The sequence below is a fragment of the Arthrobacter sp. H5 genome (genome assembly GCF_000520595.1).
Taxonomy (GTDB): Bacteria; Actinomycetota; Actinomycetes; order Actinomycetales; family Micrococcaceae; genus Arthrobacter_D.
This window is the reverse complement of sequence record NZ_AZSC01000311.1, coordinates 1-16,747: the sequence shown is the minus strand read 5'-3', so window position 1 is coordinate 16,747 and position 16,747 is coordinate 1. Positions and strand designations below refer to the sequence as shown.

The 16,747-nt window shown below is 65.0% G+C and carries 14 protein-coding genes; 11 read left to right on the top strand and 3 right to left on the bottom strand.

Going from position 1 to position 16,747, the window contains the following annotated elements:
• The coding region (cydC, locus tag Y708_RS21940) for a thiol reductant ABC exporter subunit CydC (protein ID WP_051478290.1) at positions 1 to 2,801 on the top strand (2,801 nt) is incomplete at its 5' end.
• The gene (locus Y708_RS0100455) at positions 2,788 to 3,768 is read left to right on the top strand and encodes a GNAT family N-acetyltransferase (RefSeq protein ID WP_051478281.1); all 981 of its coding nucleotides are present in this window, start codon (positions 2,788 to 2,790) and stop codon (positions 3,766 to 3,768) included. The genes cydC and Y708_RS0100455, both read left to right, overlap by 14 nt.
• 81 nt (positions 3,769 to 3,849) lie before the next feature.
• Here the strand turns inward: Y708_RS0100455 and Y708_RS0100450 are convergent, their stop codons facing one another.
• Positions 3,850 to 6,327: a DNA gyrase/topoisomerase IV subunit A gene (locus Y708_RS0100450; RefSeq protein WP_028278427.1), complete on the bottom strand. Its 2,478-nt coding sequence runs from the start codon at positions 6,325 to 6,327 to the stop codon at positions 3,850 to 3,852.
• 100 nt (positions 6,328 to 6,427) lie between these two features.
• Between Y708_RS0100450 and Y708_RS0100445 the strand changes: the two genes are divergently transcribed.
• The 4 genes from Y708_RS0100445 (at position 6,428) to Y708_RS0100430 (ending at position 11,786) form a co-directional block, all read left to right on the top strand.
• A complete protein-coding gene (locus Y708_RS0100445) occupies positions 6,428 to 9,109 on the top strand; it encodes a bifunctional acetate--CoA ligase family protein/GNAT family N-acetyltransferase (RefSeq protein ID WP_028278426.1) in 2,682 nt (893 codons plus the stop codon).
• Between the two features lie 65 nt (positions 9,110 to 9,174).
• Positions 9,175 to 9,852, top strand: a complete 678-nt coding sequence (locus Y708_RS0100440) for a DUF5998 family protein (RefSeq protein ID WP_028278425.1) — start codon at positions 9,175 to 9,177, stop codon at positions 9,850 to 9,852.
• 9 nt (positions 9,853 to 9,861) lie between these two features.
• Entirely contained in the window at positions 9,862 to 11,049 is a 1,188-nt protein-coding gene (locus Y708_RS0100435; RefSeq protein ID WP_028278424.1) for an alkaline phosphatase family protein, read from the top strand.
• Between the two features lie 2 nt (positions 11,050 to 11,051).
• Complete coding sequence (locus tag Y708_RS0100430) at positions 11,052 to 11,786, top strand: thymidine kinase (protein ID WP_028278423.1); 735 nt, start codon at positions 11,052 to 11,054, stop codon at positions 11,784 to 11,786.
• A 20-nt stretch (positions 11,787 to 11,806) separates the two neighbouring features.
• Here Y708_RS0100430 and sepH read toward each other — a convergent pair whose 3' ends face one another.
• Complete coding sequence (gene sepH, locus Y708_RS0100425) at positions 11,807 to 13,099, bottom strand: septation protein SepH (RefSeq protein ID WP_028278422.1); 1,293 nt, start codon at positions 13,097 to 13,099, stop codon at positions 11,807 to 11,809.
• A gap of 314 nt (positions 13,100 to 13,413) precedes the next feature.
• Here sepH and Y708_RS0100420 point away from each other — a divergent pair, with 314 nt between their 5' ends.
• Entirely contained in the window at positions 13,414 to 13,713 is a 300-nt protein-coding gene (locus Y708_RS0100420; RefSeq protein ID WP_028278421.1) for a DUF4193 domain-containing protein, read from the top strand.
• 29 nt (positions 13,714 to 13,742) lie between these two features.
• Here Y708_RS0100420 and Y708_RS0100415 read toward each other — a convergent pair whose 3' ends face one another.
• Positions 13,743 to 14,213, bottom strand: coding sequence for a DUF3093 domain-containing protein (locus Y708_RS0100415; RefSeq protein ID WP_028278420.1), 471 nt, complete (start codon positions 14,211 to 14,213; stop codon positions 13,743 to 13,745).
• A 109-nt stretch (positions 14,214 to 14,322) separates the two neighbouring features.
• Between Y708_RS0100415 and dut the strand changes: the two genes are divergently transcribed.
• From dut to Y708_RS21925, 4 genes are all read left to right on the top strand, one after another.
• Positions 14,323 to 14,808, top strand: a complete 486-nt coding sequence (gene dut, locus Y708_RS21935) for a dUTP diphosphatase (RefSeq protein WP_051478266.1) — start codon at positions 14,323 to 14,325, stop codon at positions 14,806 to 14,808.
• A 104-nt stretch (positions 14,809 to 14,912) separates the two neighbouring features.
• Positions 14,913 to 15,638 carry a DUF3710 domain-containing protein gene (locus Y708_RS0100405; RefSeq protein ID WP_028278419.1) on the top strand — a complete coding sequence of 242 codons (726 nt, stop codon included), beginning with the start codon at positions 14,913 to 14,915 and terminating at the stop codon, positions 15,636 to 15,638.
• Positions 15,631 to 16,014, top strand: coding sequence for a single stranded DNA-binding domain-containing protein (locus Y708_RS21930; protein ID WP_253905639.1), 384 nt, complete (start codon positions 15,631 to 15,633; stop codon positions 16,012 to 16,014). Before Y708_RS0100405 ends, Y708_RS21930 begins: the two co-directional genes overlap by 8 nt.
• Positions 16,011 to 16,747: DUF3159 domain-containing protein (locus tag Y708_RS21925; protein WP_081746384.1), on the top strand; the 737-nt coding region annotated here is incomplete at its 3' end. The genes Y708_RS21930 and Y708_RS21925, both read left to right, overlap by 4 nt.

The window sequence follows — 16,747 nt, the reverse complement described above, 5'->3', positions numbered from 1 at the left end:
CTACCCGCGCGGCCGCGGCCGCCCTCGACAGACTGTCGGATCACCTGTTGGAGCTCGCCAAGGGGCTGCCCGTTCTGGTGGGACTCGGCCGCGCCTCCGCGCAGACCAAGGCGCTGAAGGTCATCGCGGACAACTATGCCGGGCGCACCATGGAAACGCTGCGGACCGCGTTTCTCTCCTCGCTGGCCCTTGAGCTCATCAGCACCATTTCGGTCGCGGTGGTGGCGGTGTTCATCGGCGTGCGGCTGGTGTACGGCGACATGGGGCTGGAAACCGGGCTGCTTGCGCTGATCCTTGCACCTGAATGTTTCCTGCCGTTGCGGGAGGTGGGGGCGGCGCACCACGCGAGTGACGAGGGGCTGGAGGCCGGAAAGAGGGTGCGCGGCATCCTGGATGAACCCCGCCGCGCCTCCTTTGCGGGCGAACCGGGTGGCACCATCGGCCTACGGAATCTCAGCCTGTGTTACGACGGGTCGCGTACCCCCGTGGCAAACAATCTGAACCTCACCCTGCCACTCGGCAGCATCACCGCGCTCCGTGGACCCAGCGGCTGCGGCAAGTCCACCATCATGAACGTCCTGGCCGGAACGCAGCCGGCAGGCCTTGAGGTCAGCGGCGAAGTATCCGGCGTCGATCAGGAGCGCATTGCCTGGGTGCCGCAGCATCCCGAACTCCTGATGGACACGGTACGGGCCGAGCTGTCCCTCTATGCCGGCCTGCCGTGTGATCACCCGGCGCTCGCCGACGAACTGGCGGGCGTTGGCGGCGGCGGGCTGCTTGACCGGGCCACCGCGGAGCTCAGTCCAGGGGAGGTGCGGCGGGTGGCTGTTGCGCGGGCACTGGCGCGGATCCGGCACACCGAACGCGTCAACCTCCTTCTACTCGATGAGCCGACGGCCCACGTGGACGACGGCGCGTCACACGCGATCCGAACGGTGCTGCGGGCGATACGCGGAAGGGTGACGGTGCTCCTGATCGCGCACGACGACGCCACAGCAGCTGTCGCGGACCGGACCATCAAGCTCTCCGGACCGGAAGCACCCGCCGGACTTCAAATGCCGGTGGTGGCCGGTCCCGCGGCGGCCACGGCTGCTGACGCAACCGGTGCGGAGGAGCCCGGTGCTGTCGACTCTTCCGCTCAGCTGCCCGCCCACGGTCTGCGGTTGCTCCGCAACGTACTTGCCTTGACCCGGCCGTGGTCTCCGCGGTTCCTCGCAGCGCTTGGTTGTGGCATGGGCTCCGCGCTCTTCGCGGCCGCGCTGGCGGCACTGTCCGGATGGCTCATTGTGCGCGCCAGCATACAACCGCCCATCCTGTTCCTGCTGGCGGCGATAGTGGGCGTGAGGTTCTTCGGTATCGGCCGATCGCTGCTGCGTTACTGCGAGCGCCTGTGGCTCCACGACGCCATCTTCTTCTCCACCAACCGGGTCCGGCTGCAGCTCTGGAACGGTCTGCTGGACCGGGCAGAATCGTGGCGGGCACTCTCGCGGGGATCGGGTGCGATTGAGCGGCTGGTGGGTGACATCGATGAACTCCGGGACACCGCAGCGAGGGCCGTCCATCCACCGTTGACCGCCCTGCTGACAGGGTTGGCGGCGGTTGTGGCCACCGCGCTGCTCCTGCCCGCCGCCCTTGGCTGGCAGATTGCCGCCGTCACAGGCGGGGTGCTGGTGGCGCCGTTGGCAGCGGTATGGGCCGAGCGGTCCGCCGGCGCCGCCGGTCTTCAACTGCGCGCGGAATCCCTGGCTCGAACCAGCAGTCTGCTGAGAGCCGGAAAGGATATCTCGGCCAACGGCCTCAATGAAGCATCCCTGCAACAACTGGCGGCAGTGGACCGCGGGGCGGACCGTGGTGTGCGGCGTGCGGCCTGGGCGGCCGGCGTGGCGCAGGCCATCGTGATCCTCGTCTGCGGCGCGGCAGCGGTGGCCATCACCGTGACCTCGTCCGGGCTGCCAGCCGAAACAACCGCCGTCGTGGTCCTCCTTCAGCTCGCCCTGATTGAACCGTTCACGGCCGGTTCGGCGGCGGTACAGCAATGGGGGCCGCTCGGGGAAGTGACCCGGCGCATCCACCCGGAGCTTTCCCGCGGTGAGGCGCGCACGGAGGAGGCGGACCACACCAGCATTGAAACGATCAGCTTGCGCGGTGTCTCGGTCGGCTACGGTCCCGGCAACAGTGTGGTGAAAGGTGTGGACCTCGATCTTGCCCGCGGCGGGTGGACTGCATTGACTGGCCCTTCGGGGAGCGGGAAGTCAACCCTGGTCGGTGCGCTGCTCGGGTTCCTGCCGGTCACAGCCGGTTCGTACCTGCTCAACGGACGCCCGGCTGCCGGGCGGCCCGCACGCATTGCGTGGTGCCCGCAGGAAGGCCATTTGTTCAACTCCACGATCCGGGCCAACCTCCAGCTTGCCCGGACACCGGAGGGAGCTGCCACCGACGCAGAGCTGTGGAAGGCTCTGGACGCCGTCGGGCTGGGCAGTGCCGTGTGGAACCTCAAGGACGGACTGGACGCTCGGATCGGTCCCGACGGGGACAGGCTCTCCGGAGGGCAAAGACAAAGACTCGCGGTGGCGAGGGCGCTGTTGGCCGAGGCTGATGTCCTTGTGCTCGACGAACCGACAGCCCATCTGGATTCAGCCGGTGCCCGGGCACTCCTGTCGGATTTGAGGCTGGGTCTGTTGGGCCGGCCGGTGTTGCTGGTCACTCACAATTCCGCCGAGGCACAGGGCTGCGATTCGGGTGTCCAATTGGCACTCCCAGGCGGCGGAAATCACCTACGCTGGGAGCATGAGTACGCCTGAGCCCGCACCCGAATCCACCCTGCTCCGCTGGCGGCCCATCGACGCGGCCGACATCGATCCCTGGCATGCTCTCATCGGGCGGATGGCCGCCGAGGATAAGCCGGATTGGGTGGAACAACGCGCCGACCTTGCCGAGGTTCTGCAGTCGTCCAAGAACGATCCTGCCAAGGACACCGTGCTGGGCGTCGACCAGGACGGCGTGCCCCGGGCCTTTGGCAGAGTCGGCATCAATCCCGGTTCAACCCTTGCCCATTCCTTTGGCGGCGTGGACCCGGCCTGGCGCCGCCAAGGGATTGGTCGGTCCGTCTACGACTGGCAGCTGGAGAGGGCGCGGCAGCGTTTCTCCGCCGCGGGTATCCCGGACGGATTTGTGCGCACCTATGTCGAGGAAAAATCCCGGTCCCACCGGGCGCTGCTCGAATCCACCGGTGCCGGAATTGTCCGCTGGTTCACGGAAATGACCCGGCCGCTGGACCTCGAGATACCCGACATCGAGATTGCGCACGGACTGGAAATCACCACCTTCAGCGACGACATCTCCGAAGCCGTCAGGCTGGCGCACAACGAGGCCTTCCAGGATCACTGGGGAAGTGAGCCGCGCGACGAGGAATCCTGGCACTTCACCGTCATTCACCCGGAGTTCAAGCCGAAGTGGAGCCTCGCGGTCATCGACGCGGCCTCCGGCGAGGTCGCCGCTTATCAGATCGCCAGCTTCGACCCTGATTCCAAGGAACTGCTGGGACACACCGAAGGCTACACAGACCTGCTGGGGGTCCGCCGTGGCTGGCGCGGCCAGCACCTCGCACCGGCACTGCTTGCGGAGGCGATGAGGCGGTTCAAGGCCGACGGGATTGAACACGCGGGTCTTGGCGTGGACACCGAGAACCCTTCCGGTGCACTCGGCCTGTACGAGCGGCTGGGCTACACGCCTACACAGCGTTCAATGGCGTACGAGAAGCTGCTGTGAATCGACTCTCCCCAAACTGACCTTTTGAGGCCGCTTTTGGCGCTGAAGCGGTCCGTTTGGGGAGAGTCGATGGGGTACTTCTCAGCCCAGCGCCGGCCCGATCGCGTCAACCTGCTGGGCCAGTACCACGCCGGAACCGTCGCGGCGTCCGTGCTCGGTAGGCAGCGCCCGCGCCACCCCGTTGCTGGCCACCGCCTTCGCAGGCCCATGGCCCGCCCACGCCAGCGTGAGGTGGTCTTCCCCTTTGAGGAACCGGTGGGCGCGCACACCGGCCGTGGCACGGCCTTTGGCCGGATATTCGGCGAAATCGGTGACCTTCACGGTGCCGGGTTCAGTCCCCGGCAGCGCGTCGCTCCCCGAGGCGATGGTGACAACGACGGCGGCAGGATCGTCGGTGCGCACCGCGCCAAAGTGGATGACGGCGTCGTCCGTTCCCAGCTTGACGCCGGCCATGCCCCCCGCGGTACGGCCTTGAGGGCGGACAGAGGAGGCGGAGAAACGCAGGAGCTGCGCCTGGCGGGTGATGAAGACCAACTGGTCCGCATCGGACACCGTTGCAAGTCCCACAATCCGGTCCTTGGGTTTCAGGCTGATGATCTCCCAATCGTCCCGGTTCAGCGGGTAGTCCGGGGCAACCCGCTTGACCACGCCCTGCGCCGTTCCGAGCGCAAGGACAGCGTCGAGCGGAATCAGTCCCACTAGTGTTTCCCCACGCTCCAGGGTGATGAACTCCTTGACTGGCACCCCGCCAGCGAGGTTTGGAATGCCCGATGTCGGCGGCAGCGCCGGCAGGTCCATCACCTGCAGCCGCATCATGCGCCCGGATGAGGTGACCGCTCCGACTTCGGCTCGCGCGGTGCTCCGGACCAGTGACGTAAACGCATCATGCTTCAGCCGCTGACCACTCTCCTCGAGCGGGTCCCTGCCCGTGGTGCGCGCCAGCTGGCCGGAGCTTGAGAGGATCACCCAGCATGGATCGTCGGCGATCTCCAACGCCAGCGGGGCCTTGGCCCCCTTGCCGGAGGACTCGGGCATGATCGTCCCCTTCAACGGGGCGCTGGCTTCCGATTCCAGCAGCACTGTCCGGCGGGGGGTGGCGAACCTGGCCGAGATTTCCGCCAGCTCGTCCGACACAAGCTGGCGCAGCCGCGGTTCGGATCCGAGGATTTCCTCAAGTTCGGCAATGTCCCGCCGCAGTTGGTCCTGCTCCTTCTCCAGCTCGATCCGGGAGTACTTGGTCAGTTGTCGCAACCGCAGCTCAAGGATGTGGTTGGCCTGAATTTCCGTGAGGTCATAGATGGACATGAGCCGGGTGCGGGCAGCAGCGGCCTCATCGGAGGACCGGATGACCTGGATGACCTCGTCGATGTCCACAATGGCAATCAACAGGCCCTCCACCAGGTGGAGCCGGTCCTTCTTCCTTCCCAGCCGGTAGGCGGTCCGGCGGCGCACCACCGACAGGCGGTGGCTGATGTACACCTGCAGCAGCTCCACCAGGCCCAGCGTGCGCGGCTGGCCATCCACGAGCGTGACGTTATTGACGCCGAACGAGTCTTCCATGGGGGAGTAGCGGTACAACTGCGCAAGCACGGCGTTGGGATTAAAACCATTTTTCAGTTCAATCACCAGCCGTAGTCCATGGGTGCGGTCTGTCAGATCAACAATGTCCGAGATGCCCTGCAGCTTCTTGGACGTTACGGCGTCCTTGATCTTCTCGATGACTTTTTCCGGACCCACGGTGTAGGGGAGTTCTGTGACCACCAGCCCGGTGCGTCGGGCGGACAGCTGCTCCACCTCCACTTTGGCGCGGGTCTTGAAGGACCCCCTGCCGGTCGCGTACGCGTCGCGGATGCCGTCCAGGCCCACGATTTTCCCGCCGCTGGGTAGGTCGGGGCCGGGGATGAAGCGCATGATGTCTTCCAGCCCGGCATCGGGATGCTCGATCAGGTGGCGGGCCGCTGCAATCACCTCACCGAGGTTGTGCGGCGCCATGTTCGTGGCCATGCCGACCGCAATTCCGGTGGCTCCGTTAACCAGCAGGTTGGGAAAAGCGGACGGCAGCACCTCCGGCTGGAGAAGCTGGTTGTCATAGTTGGGAATGAAGTCCACCACGTCCTCGCCGAGGTGGTCTGTCATGGTCAACGCGGCCGGCGCGAGGCGGGCCTCCGTGTAGCGGGCCGCCGCCGGGCCGTCGTCGAGCGATCCAAAGTTTCCGTGGCCGTCGATCAGCGGCAGCCGCAGCGAGAAGTCCTGCGCCATGCGCACCATGGCGTCGTAGATGGCTGCGTCACCGTGGGGGTGGAGCTTGCCCATCACCTCGCCCACCACACGCGCCGACTTCACATGCCCGCGGTCGGGGCGCAGCCCCATGTCCGTCATCATGTAGAGGATCCGACGCTGCACGGGCTTCAGGCCATCGCGGGCATCGGGCAGGGCGCGGGAGTAGATCACCGAATACGCATACTCCAGGAAGGAATCCTGCATTTCGTTGGTCACATCAATGTCAATGATGTTCTCGGTGTAATCGTCTGCCGGTGGTGTTGCTTGGCGCCTGGCCATGGTTCTCGGTGGGTCCTTCGGGGTGGCGGCTGATGGATGGACAGCACAGACACGCGGGACTATGCTGACGCGGGCACTGGCGGCCCACTAGGGTGAGTCTATGGTGGCTGGCGGACATTACCCGGAATATTGGGAGGCCGATGTCGTGTTGCGCGACGGGGCAACCGGCCATCTGCGGCCGATCGATCCGCGTGATGCCGAGGCTGTGCAGACCTTCCATGGCCGGCAGTCCGAGGCCTCAATCTACCTGCGTTTCTTTACCTACAAGGCCACGCTGAGCGCACGGGAGCTCAAACGGTTCACCGAAGTGGACCACACCAGCCGGGTAGCCTTCGTGGTGACGCGCGCACAGGAGATCATTGGCATCGGCCGGTACGACCGCCTGGATGACCCTACCGAGGCCGAGGTCGCCTTCAACGTTTCGGACCTGCACCAGGGCCGCGGCCTCGGATCGATCCTCCTCGAACACCTTGCCGCTGCCGCCCGAGAGAACGGTATCCGCCGCTTCTCCGCGGAGGTGCTTCCCGAGAACAGGAAAATGATCACCGTCTTCGCCGAGGCCGGCTACGAGGTGCAGCGCCGGTTCGACGACGGCGTTGTGATGCTGCACTTCGACATCGACCCCACTGAGCGCTCCCGTGCCGTGATGGAGTCCCGCGAACACCGCGCGGAGGCGAGGAGCGTCGCCGCCCTGATGGCGCCGTCGTCCATTGCCGTGATCGGTGCCAGCCGCACCTGGGGAACCGTTGGCTACTCCCTGCTTGAGCACGTCATTGATGGTGGGTTCTCCGGCACGGCGGCAGCGGTCAACCCGGAGGCCTTCGAGCTGGGCGGCATGATGTCCTACGGCTCCATCTCCGAGGTTCCCGGGCCCGTTGACCTCGCAGTGGTCGCGGTTCCTTATGAGCGGGTGGCGGTAGTGGTCAACGAGTGCGGGGAGGCCGGCGTGAAGAACCTCCTCATCGCTACCGCAGGTTTCGCCGACGACGTCGACTACGGTTTGGCACGTCAGCGCGCACTGGTGCACCGCGCCCGGTCCTTCGGCATGCGGGTGGTGGGACCGGCGTCGCTGGGTATCGTGAACACCCACCCGGACGTTCGGATGAATGCGTCCATGGCGCCGTCGCTGCCACCAGCTGGCGGGCTGGCATTGTTCACGCAGTCGGCCGCCCTGGGGGTGCTGCTGCACGCGGCGGCCATGCGCAGGGGGTTGGGGCTGTCCTCGGCGCTGTCGGCCGGAAACCGTGCGGATGTCTCCGGAAATGACGCCATGCAGTACTGGGAGGATGATCCGCAGACCCGTGCCGTGGGCCTGTACCTCGAATCGATCGGCAATCCGCGGAAGTTCTCGCGGATAGCGCGCAGGCTGTCCAAGACCAAACCTGTGATCGTTGCGAAATCGGATGTGATGGGACTGCAGTTGCCGCCCGGCCACGCCGTCCGCACCACGCAGGCGCCGTCCGGGGCTCTCGACGCAATGCTCCGGCAGGCCGGCGTGATCCGGGTCGAGACCACGGAACAGTTGATGGATATCGCCCAGATTGTGGTGGGCGGGCCGCTGCCCTCCGGTCCGGGACTGGCAGTTTTCAGCAATTCCCTGGCGCTCGGGAAAGTGGTCGTTGACGCTGCGTCCGCGCAGGATCTCCAGACGGCGCTGCTGGTCACAGACCTGGATCTCGACACCGGACAGTCGACTGCGCTTCCGGTGCTGCGGGCAGAACTGATGGACGCGCTGGCCAATGCCGCGGTTCACGCCGCCGTCATCACCCTCCTGCCCGCCCAGGGACTGCCCCCGGATGTGATTGTTCCGGTCTTGCGCGAGTGCGCGGCCCACTCGGGGAAACCGGTGGTCGCCTGCTTCACCGGGATACTGGATCCTGCGGCGCAGACGGATGGACTTATCGGTGCCGACCCGTCAGGTCAGGGCGTTCCTTGCTTCGCGGGTCCCGGTGCGGCAGTGGCAGCCCTCGCCGCGGTGGTGAAATACTCGCAGTGGCGGGCTCGTGACCACGGTGTCTTCACAGAGCCGGCGGGAATTGCAGCCGACGACGCCGCCGCGCACCTTGACATGATCCTGACCAGGGTGGTGGATGACGGACTGGTCCGCCTTGACGGCGCGGAGAGTGCAAAGCTCGCCGGCTGCTACGGGATTGACCTGCTGTCTTCCGAGTCTTTCGAGACGTTCGGCGAGGCGGAAGCGGCCGCCGAACGGCTTGGCTGGCCGGTGGCCGTCAAGACAACTGATGAACACCTGCGACACCGGTTGGATTTTGGCGGGGTAAGACTCAATATTGCCGATCCCGCCTCGCTGCGCCAGGCAATTACCGCCATGAAAAGCGAACTGGCTCCTTTCGGCAGTCCCGGGCTGGAGGTGCAGGCCATGGCGCCGCCCGGCCAGGCCTGCATAGTCAGGGCAATCGAGGATCCGCTTCTCGGACCAGTGCTGTCCTTTGGCATGGCGGGAGACGCGGTGAACCTGTTGGACGACTGGGGCCACGCGATTCCGCCGATGACCACCGTGGACACAGCTGACCTGCTCCGCGGCCCGCGCGCTTCACGGAGGCTGTTCGGCTACCAGGGGCTCCCATCGGTGAACATCTCCTCGCTGGAGGACCTCATTGCTCGGGTGGCGGTCATGAAGGATTGGCACCCGGAGATCGCGCTGCTGCAGTTCAACCCGGTGCTGGTCTCGGCGGGCGGCCTGGCGGTATTAAGTGCGGACATCCGGGTGGGTAATCCACGGCAACGCACCGACAGCGCCCGGCGTGCCATGCGTGACTAAGCTGCCGCCGCAGGTCCTGCCGCCCCGGTTAGGTGGACTGCGCCGGAATAAGGGAAACTGAAAGCATGACTCCATCGCTTTCCGCTGAACGCCGTGACCTGGATGCCTCCCTGGAACGTGCCGGATTTTATCCACGGCTGGTGGCGGACGTGGTCCACGACGCCCTGGACGGACGTGAGCCGCTCTCCCACGTGGTCCACCTGGAAACGCACTTCGAGCGCACTGAGGTTCGCCGTCACATCACGGTGCTTGTGCTCACGGAGGACATGCTGGTGATCACCCACGTGGATGACCAGCAACTGGACGAGGCCGGTGAGCAGATGATGGCGCAGATCTCCACCGAATCCGTGCCCGTCAGCCAGATCAAATCCGTGGTTCTCAGCTATCTGTATGCCCAGCCGCAGGATTACAAGCCATCGGACCCGGTGCGGGAACTCACCCTGGCCATCGCCTGGTCGGGCGGTCAGCGGCTGGATATGGGACCCGCGAGCTGCGGGGATCCACAGTGCGACGCCGACCACGGGTATACAGGCACAATCGCCCAGGAGGACATAGTTCTCCGCGTAAGTTCAGACGCCGATGGCCTGCAGGCCGTCCAGAACGCCAAGGCGTTTGCGCGTGCGCTGCGGCAGGTAAACGCCGCCAATCCAGTGGCGGGCGGCGTCGTCGTCAATTCCGGTCCAGGCGGACGGCGGCCAACTTCCCTGGCCACCCGTTTCAGCCGCGCACACCACCAGCGGTAGCTAAGGCCCATGACCGAAACCAACCTGCATCGGGAGCCGCTCCCGGCGCCGCCGGCCTACGGGCGTGCTTCGATTGGGGATCTCTTCACCAGTTCGGCAGCGGCACTTGGCCTCGACGGCTTCACCAATCCACTTCAGCTGCCCGCAGCGCGCCGTATCTGTGTGGTGCTGGTGGACGGCCTCGGCGCCTCGCTGTTGCGCCAGCGTGCCGGCCATGCACCCTTCCTGCGCCAGCGCATGGATTCGTCCCGGACAATCGGCTCGGTGTTTCCCTCCACCACCGCCGCGGCCCTGGCCAGCCTGGGGACCGGATTGCCGCCGGGGTCGCACGGGCTCGTTGGCTACGATGTGCTGGACCCGGAACAGGGCAAAGTGGTCAACATGCTCGGCGGCTGGGACAGCGGGGTCGATCCGCTTCGCTGGCAGCCCCATCCAACAGTGTTTGAACGGGTGGCTGGGGAAATCCCGGTGGTGACGATCAGCCTCCCGCGATTTGAGGAATCGGGGCTCACCCGCGCGGCGCTCCGCGGCGGCCGCTACGTCTCTGCCGGAACCCCGCAGGCCCGTGTCCGTGCAGCCTGCGAGGAACTGGTGGGAGCAGAGAGCATGCTCGCCTACCTGTACCTCAACGAGCTCGACAAGACAGGCCACCGGTCGGGCTGCCAATCGGCTGACTGGGTGGACCGGCTGGAGGATCTCGACGCCCAGATGCGCACCCTCGCCTCGAGGGTTCCGCCGGACACGCTGCTCCTGCTGAGCGCTGACCATGGAATGGTGGATGTCGCTCCGGAGCACCGCTACGACTACTCCGCCTCGCCTGCACTCATCAATGGCGTGGCCCACACCGCGGGAGAGCCGCGGATGGTGCACCTGTACTTCGAACCGGATCTCGACGAGGCAGGCCGTCTGGCGGTCCTTCACTCCTGGCGACAGGCCCACGGCGGTCAGGCCTGGATCATCACGCGGCAGGAGGCCATCGGCGCCGGGTTGTTCGGCGAAGTGGATGCGACGGTCGGGCCACGGATTGGCGACCTGCTCATTGCCGCCCGGGAGCCAGTGGCGTTCTACGACACCCGCCGAGTCTCCCCATCCGCGCTGGAAGTAGTCGGCCAGCACGGATCGATGACACGGGCCGAGCGGGAGGTTCCCCTGCTGACACTGAACCGCCCCAAGGTCAATCGAAAGGCGGGCAGGTGACCGTGGCAGAGCTGATCTTTTTCTCCGGAACCATGGATTGCGGTAAATCCACGCTGGCTTTGCAGATGGACCATAACCACAGTGCCCGCGGGCGTGGTGGCCTGTTGTTCAGTTCCCATGACCGGGCGGGCGAGTCGGTTATTTCCAGCAGGCTCGGGCTCATGACCCAGGCCATCGAGGTGCGTCCGAACACTGACTTCTGGACCGATATTGTGCGTCTGAGGACCAACGGAACCCGCGTCGACTATCTCATTTGCGATGAGGCGCAGTTCTACACGGCTGCGCAGATCGAACAGCTGGCCCGTGTGGTGGATGACATGGACGTCGACGTGTTTGCCTTCGGCATCACCTCGGACTTCCGGACCCGGCTCTTCCCCGGAGCCCAGCGGCTGATCGAACTGGCCGACCGCACCCAGGTGCTCCAGGTTGAAGCCCTGTGCTGGTGCGGCCGCCGGGCCACGCACAACGCCCGCACCGTGGACGGCGTGATGGTGGTCGAAGGCGATCAAATGGTGGTGGGCGACGTGGAACAACCGCGAACGCAGGGGGACCCGAGGCAGGAGAAGCTGACCGGTGGAGGCTTGGAAAGCCTTGAGCCTCCGCTGGCGCCGGTTATCGGCTACGAAACGCTGTGCCGCCGCCACCATATGAGGCGCGTGACATCCCACGTTTCCCGATCGCTGGCAGGCGGGGAAGCGCAGCTTCCCTTTGACCCCACGTCAGTGCTGCAGCGCTGAAACCGCCACGAACGACGGCGTCAGTCCCCTTTGGCGCCGAAGACGATCTCGTCCCAGCTGGGAACGCTGGAGCGGCGGGGCCGGATCTTGCGGTCGGGGGATTCCTCGCGCCCGCCATCGGCATCCCGTACCGGTTTCGGAGTTTCCTCCACCTTTGGGCGTGAATTGGTGCCCGTTCGAGCGGAAGCCTGCGAGCGGGACGCAGGGTCCACCGGATGGTTATCCGGAAGTAAAGGCCGCGCAAGGATACTGACTTCCCGGGTCTGAGTGCTCACACCTTCAAACAAGCGGGGCGTACCGTCGTCGTACGTGTCAGCAGACTCAAAGTGCTCAATGTCGCTGCCTGCGCGATCGTGCTCCGGGGATGGCGCCAGGCTGAGACCGGGGAAGGCCGTTTGGCCGGTTGCCTCCGGGACTTCGTCGGATTCCGCCTGGCCCTCGCGCGGATGCGCTGCCGGGATGTGGCCCTTGGACAACATCAAGGCAAGCGCGTCATCCGCCTCCTCATCGATGCCGAGGCGCTGGCCGCGCCGCGAGCGAAGCACGTCGAGAAGGTTATCGGAGCCCGGTTCTCCGGCCTCGAGGTTTACTTCCTCGTTGGCCTCAAAATCGAAAACGCGGTCCGCGACGGCACTCAGCCGGCGGGAGGGAAGCGGCCCGTCAAGCGGTTCAAGCTCGCTGAGCACCTGTGCCCAGCGATTGGCGTTCATGATGGTCCGGCGTGTTGGATTGAACGTCCATTGGGCGGGCGGTTCCTCTCCCACGGAAAGTGCTGATCCGCCGGGCAGTTCAAACCGGGCCACCACATTCCACTGGCCGTCCGGCTTGCGCCAGGCATCCCACTCGGCGCTGTCGGGATCCACCCCGAAGGCCTGCAGGCGGAACCGGACCATATCGCCGAGCTGTGCGGGATTATCCCCGAATGCTGAACGGTATCCGTCATGGGCAGGGAGGGGGGAGGAGACTTCCACCCGCTGTGCAAGATGGGCCATGTACTCGCGTTCGGCGCGTACGGGACCTTCATAGCGCAGAACGTGCTGAAGCTCCAGGCCGGACTCGTCAACGATCTGCTCAGCGGTGGCCCCGTTGCGGATACGGGATTGAATATCCCTGGGGCTCAGCTGAACAATGGTTCTGCCATCGCCCCGGTCCTGCGGGTCAGCAGGAGGACGCGCAGACGGCCGTGATGACGGCCGGGTACTGGCCATACGCAGGGCCTCGTTGATGGGAAGGCGGTATGTTGCCCCGCCGTCGCCGCTTAATAGGAGGTGCCCTCCATCCTCATCGACACCCACCAGCCGTAGCTCCTGCATGAAAACCCTCCAGCCGACTCCATTTGCCTACTGGTGAAACTCTGCCACCGAAAGGCCCCCGTGCCTACTTCTTGGGCTGGTGTGGCGCGGAACTTATCGGTTCCGCCCGTTTCCGCAGCACCTCCCGTTGCGCAGCGGAGGACCCGATTGGATTTTCGGGCAGTTATCGGCAACAATCTCTGCGGTACGGGCACAAACAGCGGCCACCCGACGTTATGAACTTTCGGACCGCACACACGGGGATTCCAGCGAAGTCCCGGGAATTACGGTCCAGCTGATATGACCTAAATACACCGGAGCGTGAGCAAGAAACTATGGCGACTGATTATGATGCGCCGCGGAAGACAGATGATGAATTCAGCCAGGACTCCCTTGAAGAGCTGAAGAACCGCCGCACTGACAAACAGTCAGCGGTGGTTGACGAGGACGAAGCGGAAGCGGCCGAAGGATTCGAACTTCCAGGCGCGGATCTATCCGGGGAGGAACTGTCTGTTCGGGTGCTTCCGGCGCAGGCGGATGAATTCACCTGTGCCTCCTGCTTTCTGGTGCGCCACCGCTCCCAGATTGCCAAGGAAAAGAACGGCATGGCGTACTGCAAGGACTGCGAAGGCTGAGCAGCTTCCAGCCCGCGCACAATACTTCTCTACGCGGAGGCGGTCAGAGCGGCAGTCAGCTGCTCCGGCCGCCTCGTTGACGTTAACCAGTAGGGCGTGGGATCTTCGGGATCGGTGATCTCGATGCGCACCACCGGTGAAATCCAGCCGCGGATGCACAAATACGCTGTGCCGTTGAGCTTGATGCCGCGCTGCGCCGTCGCGTCCTCGCCGGTGAAAGCTTCAACTGTTCCGAGAAAGCGGCGTTCGATCTGCGCCCGCCCCACGTGCAAATGGGTCGGGGAAACCGCGATGCGTGGGGTTGAAAGGATCAGCAGGGTAGTGAGAATGATCGCGATGACAACAGCAGCGATGAACCCGGTGGTCAGGTTAATTGGCGCAAAAGTGAAGATCGAGGCAACGGACGCACCGGCAACCACAACCCAGATCCAGGGAGCTGGCCAGAGTCTCTCCTCGTACGTTGTGGTTTCGACCGGTGATCCTGCGGCAGCTGTAGACATGGCATCAGCTTTTCACCTTTGCGGGAGGTTTTCATCCCGCACCGGGCACAGGTGGATGGAGCGTACGGAAGCGCTAGAGTGAAAGGGATCAGTGCACAACCGATGAACTATGAGGCTGCAGGAGTTTGACGTGCTTGAAACGGTGGACAATCTGTCTGTGCGGATCAGAATGCTCGACGATGGAATCGAGGCTCCGGCGTATGCGCACCCGGGGGATGCGGGTGCTGATCTTCGGAGCAGAATAGATTTCTCGCTGCCGCCGGGCCAACGGGCACTGATTCCCACGGGGGTGTCGATTGCGTTGCCGGAAGGTTACGCTGCGTTTGTTCATCCGCGGTCCGGCCTTGCCGCCAGGCATGGCCTCACCGTGGTCAACGCCCCGGGCACCGTGGACGCGGGTTACCGTGGGGAAATTGCCGTTACCCTGCTTAACACCGATGCGTCACAGACCCTGGAGTTTAAGAGGGGTGACCGCATCGCCCAACTGGTGATCCAAAAAGTGGAGCGCGCAGCGTTCATCGCCGTGGAAGAGCTTCCGGGGTCGGTGCGGGGCGGCGGGGGATTTGGGTCCACCGGGGGATTTGCGCCGGCTTAGCTCCCGGCACTGCCCTACGGCTCATTCAGTCAGCGGGATTATCAAGGGCGCTTCACCGTGAAGCGCTGAAATACCAGGAAAATATTAAGGAAAGGAACCCAATCATGGTCTTTGGGCGCCTGAAGAAGAACCGTACGCCTGTCACTGAGGATCCTGAGGTGGATGGGCAACCGGATTCCTCCGGGGATGCCGGAGCTGCCTCTGGACCGTTCGATGTATCAGAGAAGGAATCGGCGAACGGGTACATCGACCTTGGCGCGCTGCGGGTCCCCGCAGCGCAGGGGCTCCAGCTCCGGCTTGAGGTTGAGGAGCGGACCAAACGGGTGATCGCCGTCACCCTGGACCTGGGTGGCTCCAACCTTCAGCTGCAGGCTTTCGCTGCTCCACGCTCAGAGGGCCTCTGGAAGGAAATCCGGGAGCAGATCAGTGGTTCAGTCGGCACCCAGGGAGGGGAGGTCCAGGAGCGCGACGGCGCCTTCGGCCCCGAACTTGTTGCCAAGCTTCCGGCTCAAACCCCGGATGGCCGGACCGGCCACCGGGTTGCCCGTTTTGTTGGGGTGGACGGACCGCGATGGTTCCTGCGCGGAGTCTTCGGTGGGGCCGCAGCGGTGAACAGTGACGAGGCATCACCCATGGAGGACCTCTTCCGCAGCGTGGTGGTGGTGCGTGGCGACCATCCGCTCCCGCCCCGGGAGTTGCTGCAATTGCGGCTGCCGAAGGATTCCAACACGCCGCAGGAGGGGGCGGCCGCAGCCGGCCCGGCGGTCAACCCCGCGGCAAACATGGACAACCCGCTCAAGCGTGGTCCCGAGATCACCCATATTGGCTGATAACGGCCTGACCATGCATCTGCCGAATCCCCGTCAGCGCGATCCGGACGGCGCGCTTCCGCTCCGTGGGCGCGTTCAGGGCCGGGGATTCATTGACCGCATCACGATCGTTCCCCGCAGCGCTCCGCCGCAGTTCTCGGCCGTCGTCTCGGATGCGGGGGGCGCACACGGCCGGCAGCGGCGGGACACAGGCAGTGACGCGACCCGTTACCCGGGACGCAGGATCAGGCTCATCTGGACCGGACAGCGCATCGTGGCCGGCATCGAAGCCGGAACAGAACTTGCCTTCGAGGGGATGGTGAGCCAGGTTGACGGAATTCCCACCATCCATAATCCCCGTTACGAAATCATCGGCCGTCCGGAGGACGCACAATGAACAAACCGATTGATCCGCCGGAGCCCGAGGCGGGCAGGTCCGAGGGTTCCGCACGGACCGGAGACCAACCGGATGCCCTGGACTCCATCGCGGGCCAGTATGCCGCGAAGGCAGGAGTGCGGCGCGGCGCTGAAGGCCAGATCGACGTCCTTGCTTCGATTGGCGGGATTCGTGGCCTCGCGGAAAGCATCCTGCCGGGCCTGGTGTTCACGGTGATTTTCACCATCAACAGAGACCTTCAGGTTTCCCTGATTGCAGCACTGGCGGTGGCAGCGGTCTTCACCGTTCTCCGGCTGATCTCCAAGACACCGCTGACCCAGGCGTTGTCGGGCCTGGCAGGTGTGGCCATCTGTGCGTTCGTCGCCAACCAGACTGGGAACGCGGAGGACTTTTTCCTACCCGGGTTCTTCACCAACGCCGCCTACATCGTGGGAATGGTACTCTCCATAGCGTTCCGCTGGCCGCTCGCCGGCCTGCTGTTTGGATTCATCCGCGGTGAAGGGGTGGACTGGCGGAAGGATGCCGTGCGGGTCAAGGCTTACAACATTGCAACCTGGCTCATCATCTCGGTGCTGGCCCTGAGGCTGGCGGTCCAGGTTCCCTTGTATTTCGCCGACAACATTGCAGCCCTTGGCGCCACCCGCGTTGCCATGGGTGTGCCACTGTATGCACTTGGCCTGTGGCTGGCCTGGCTGGTTTCGCGTCCCGCCGGGGCGAAGGCGGAAAAACCGCT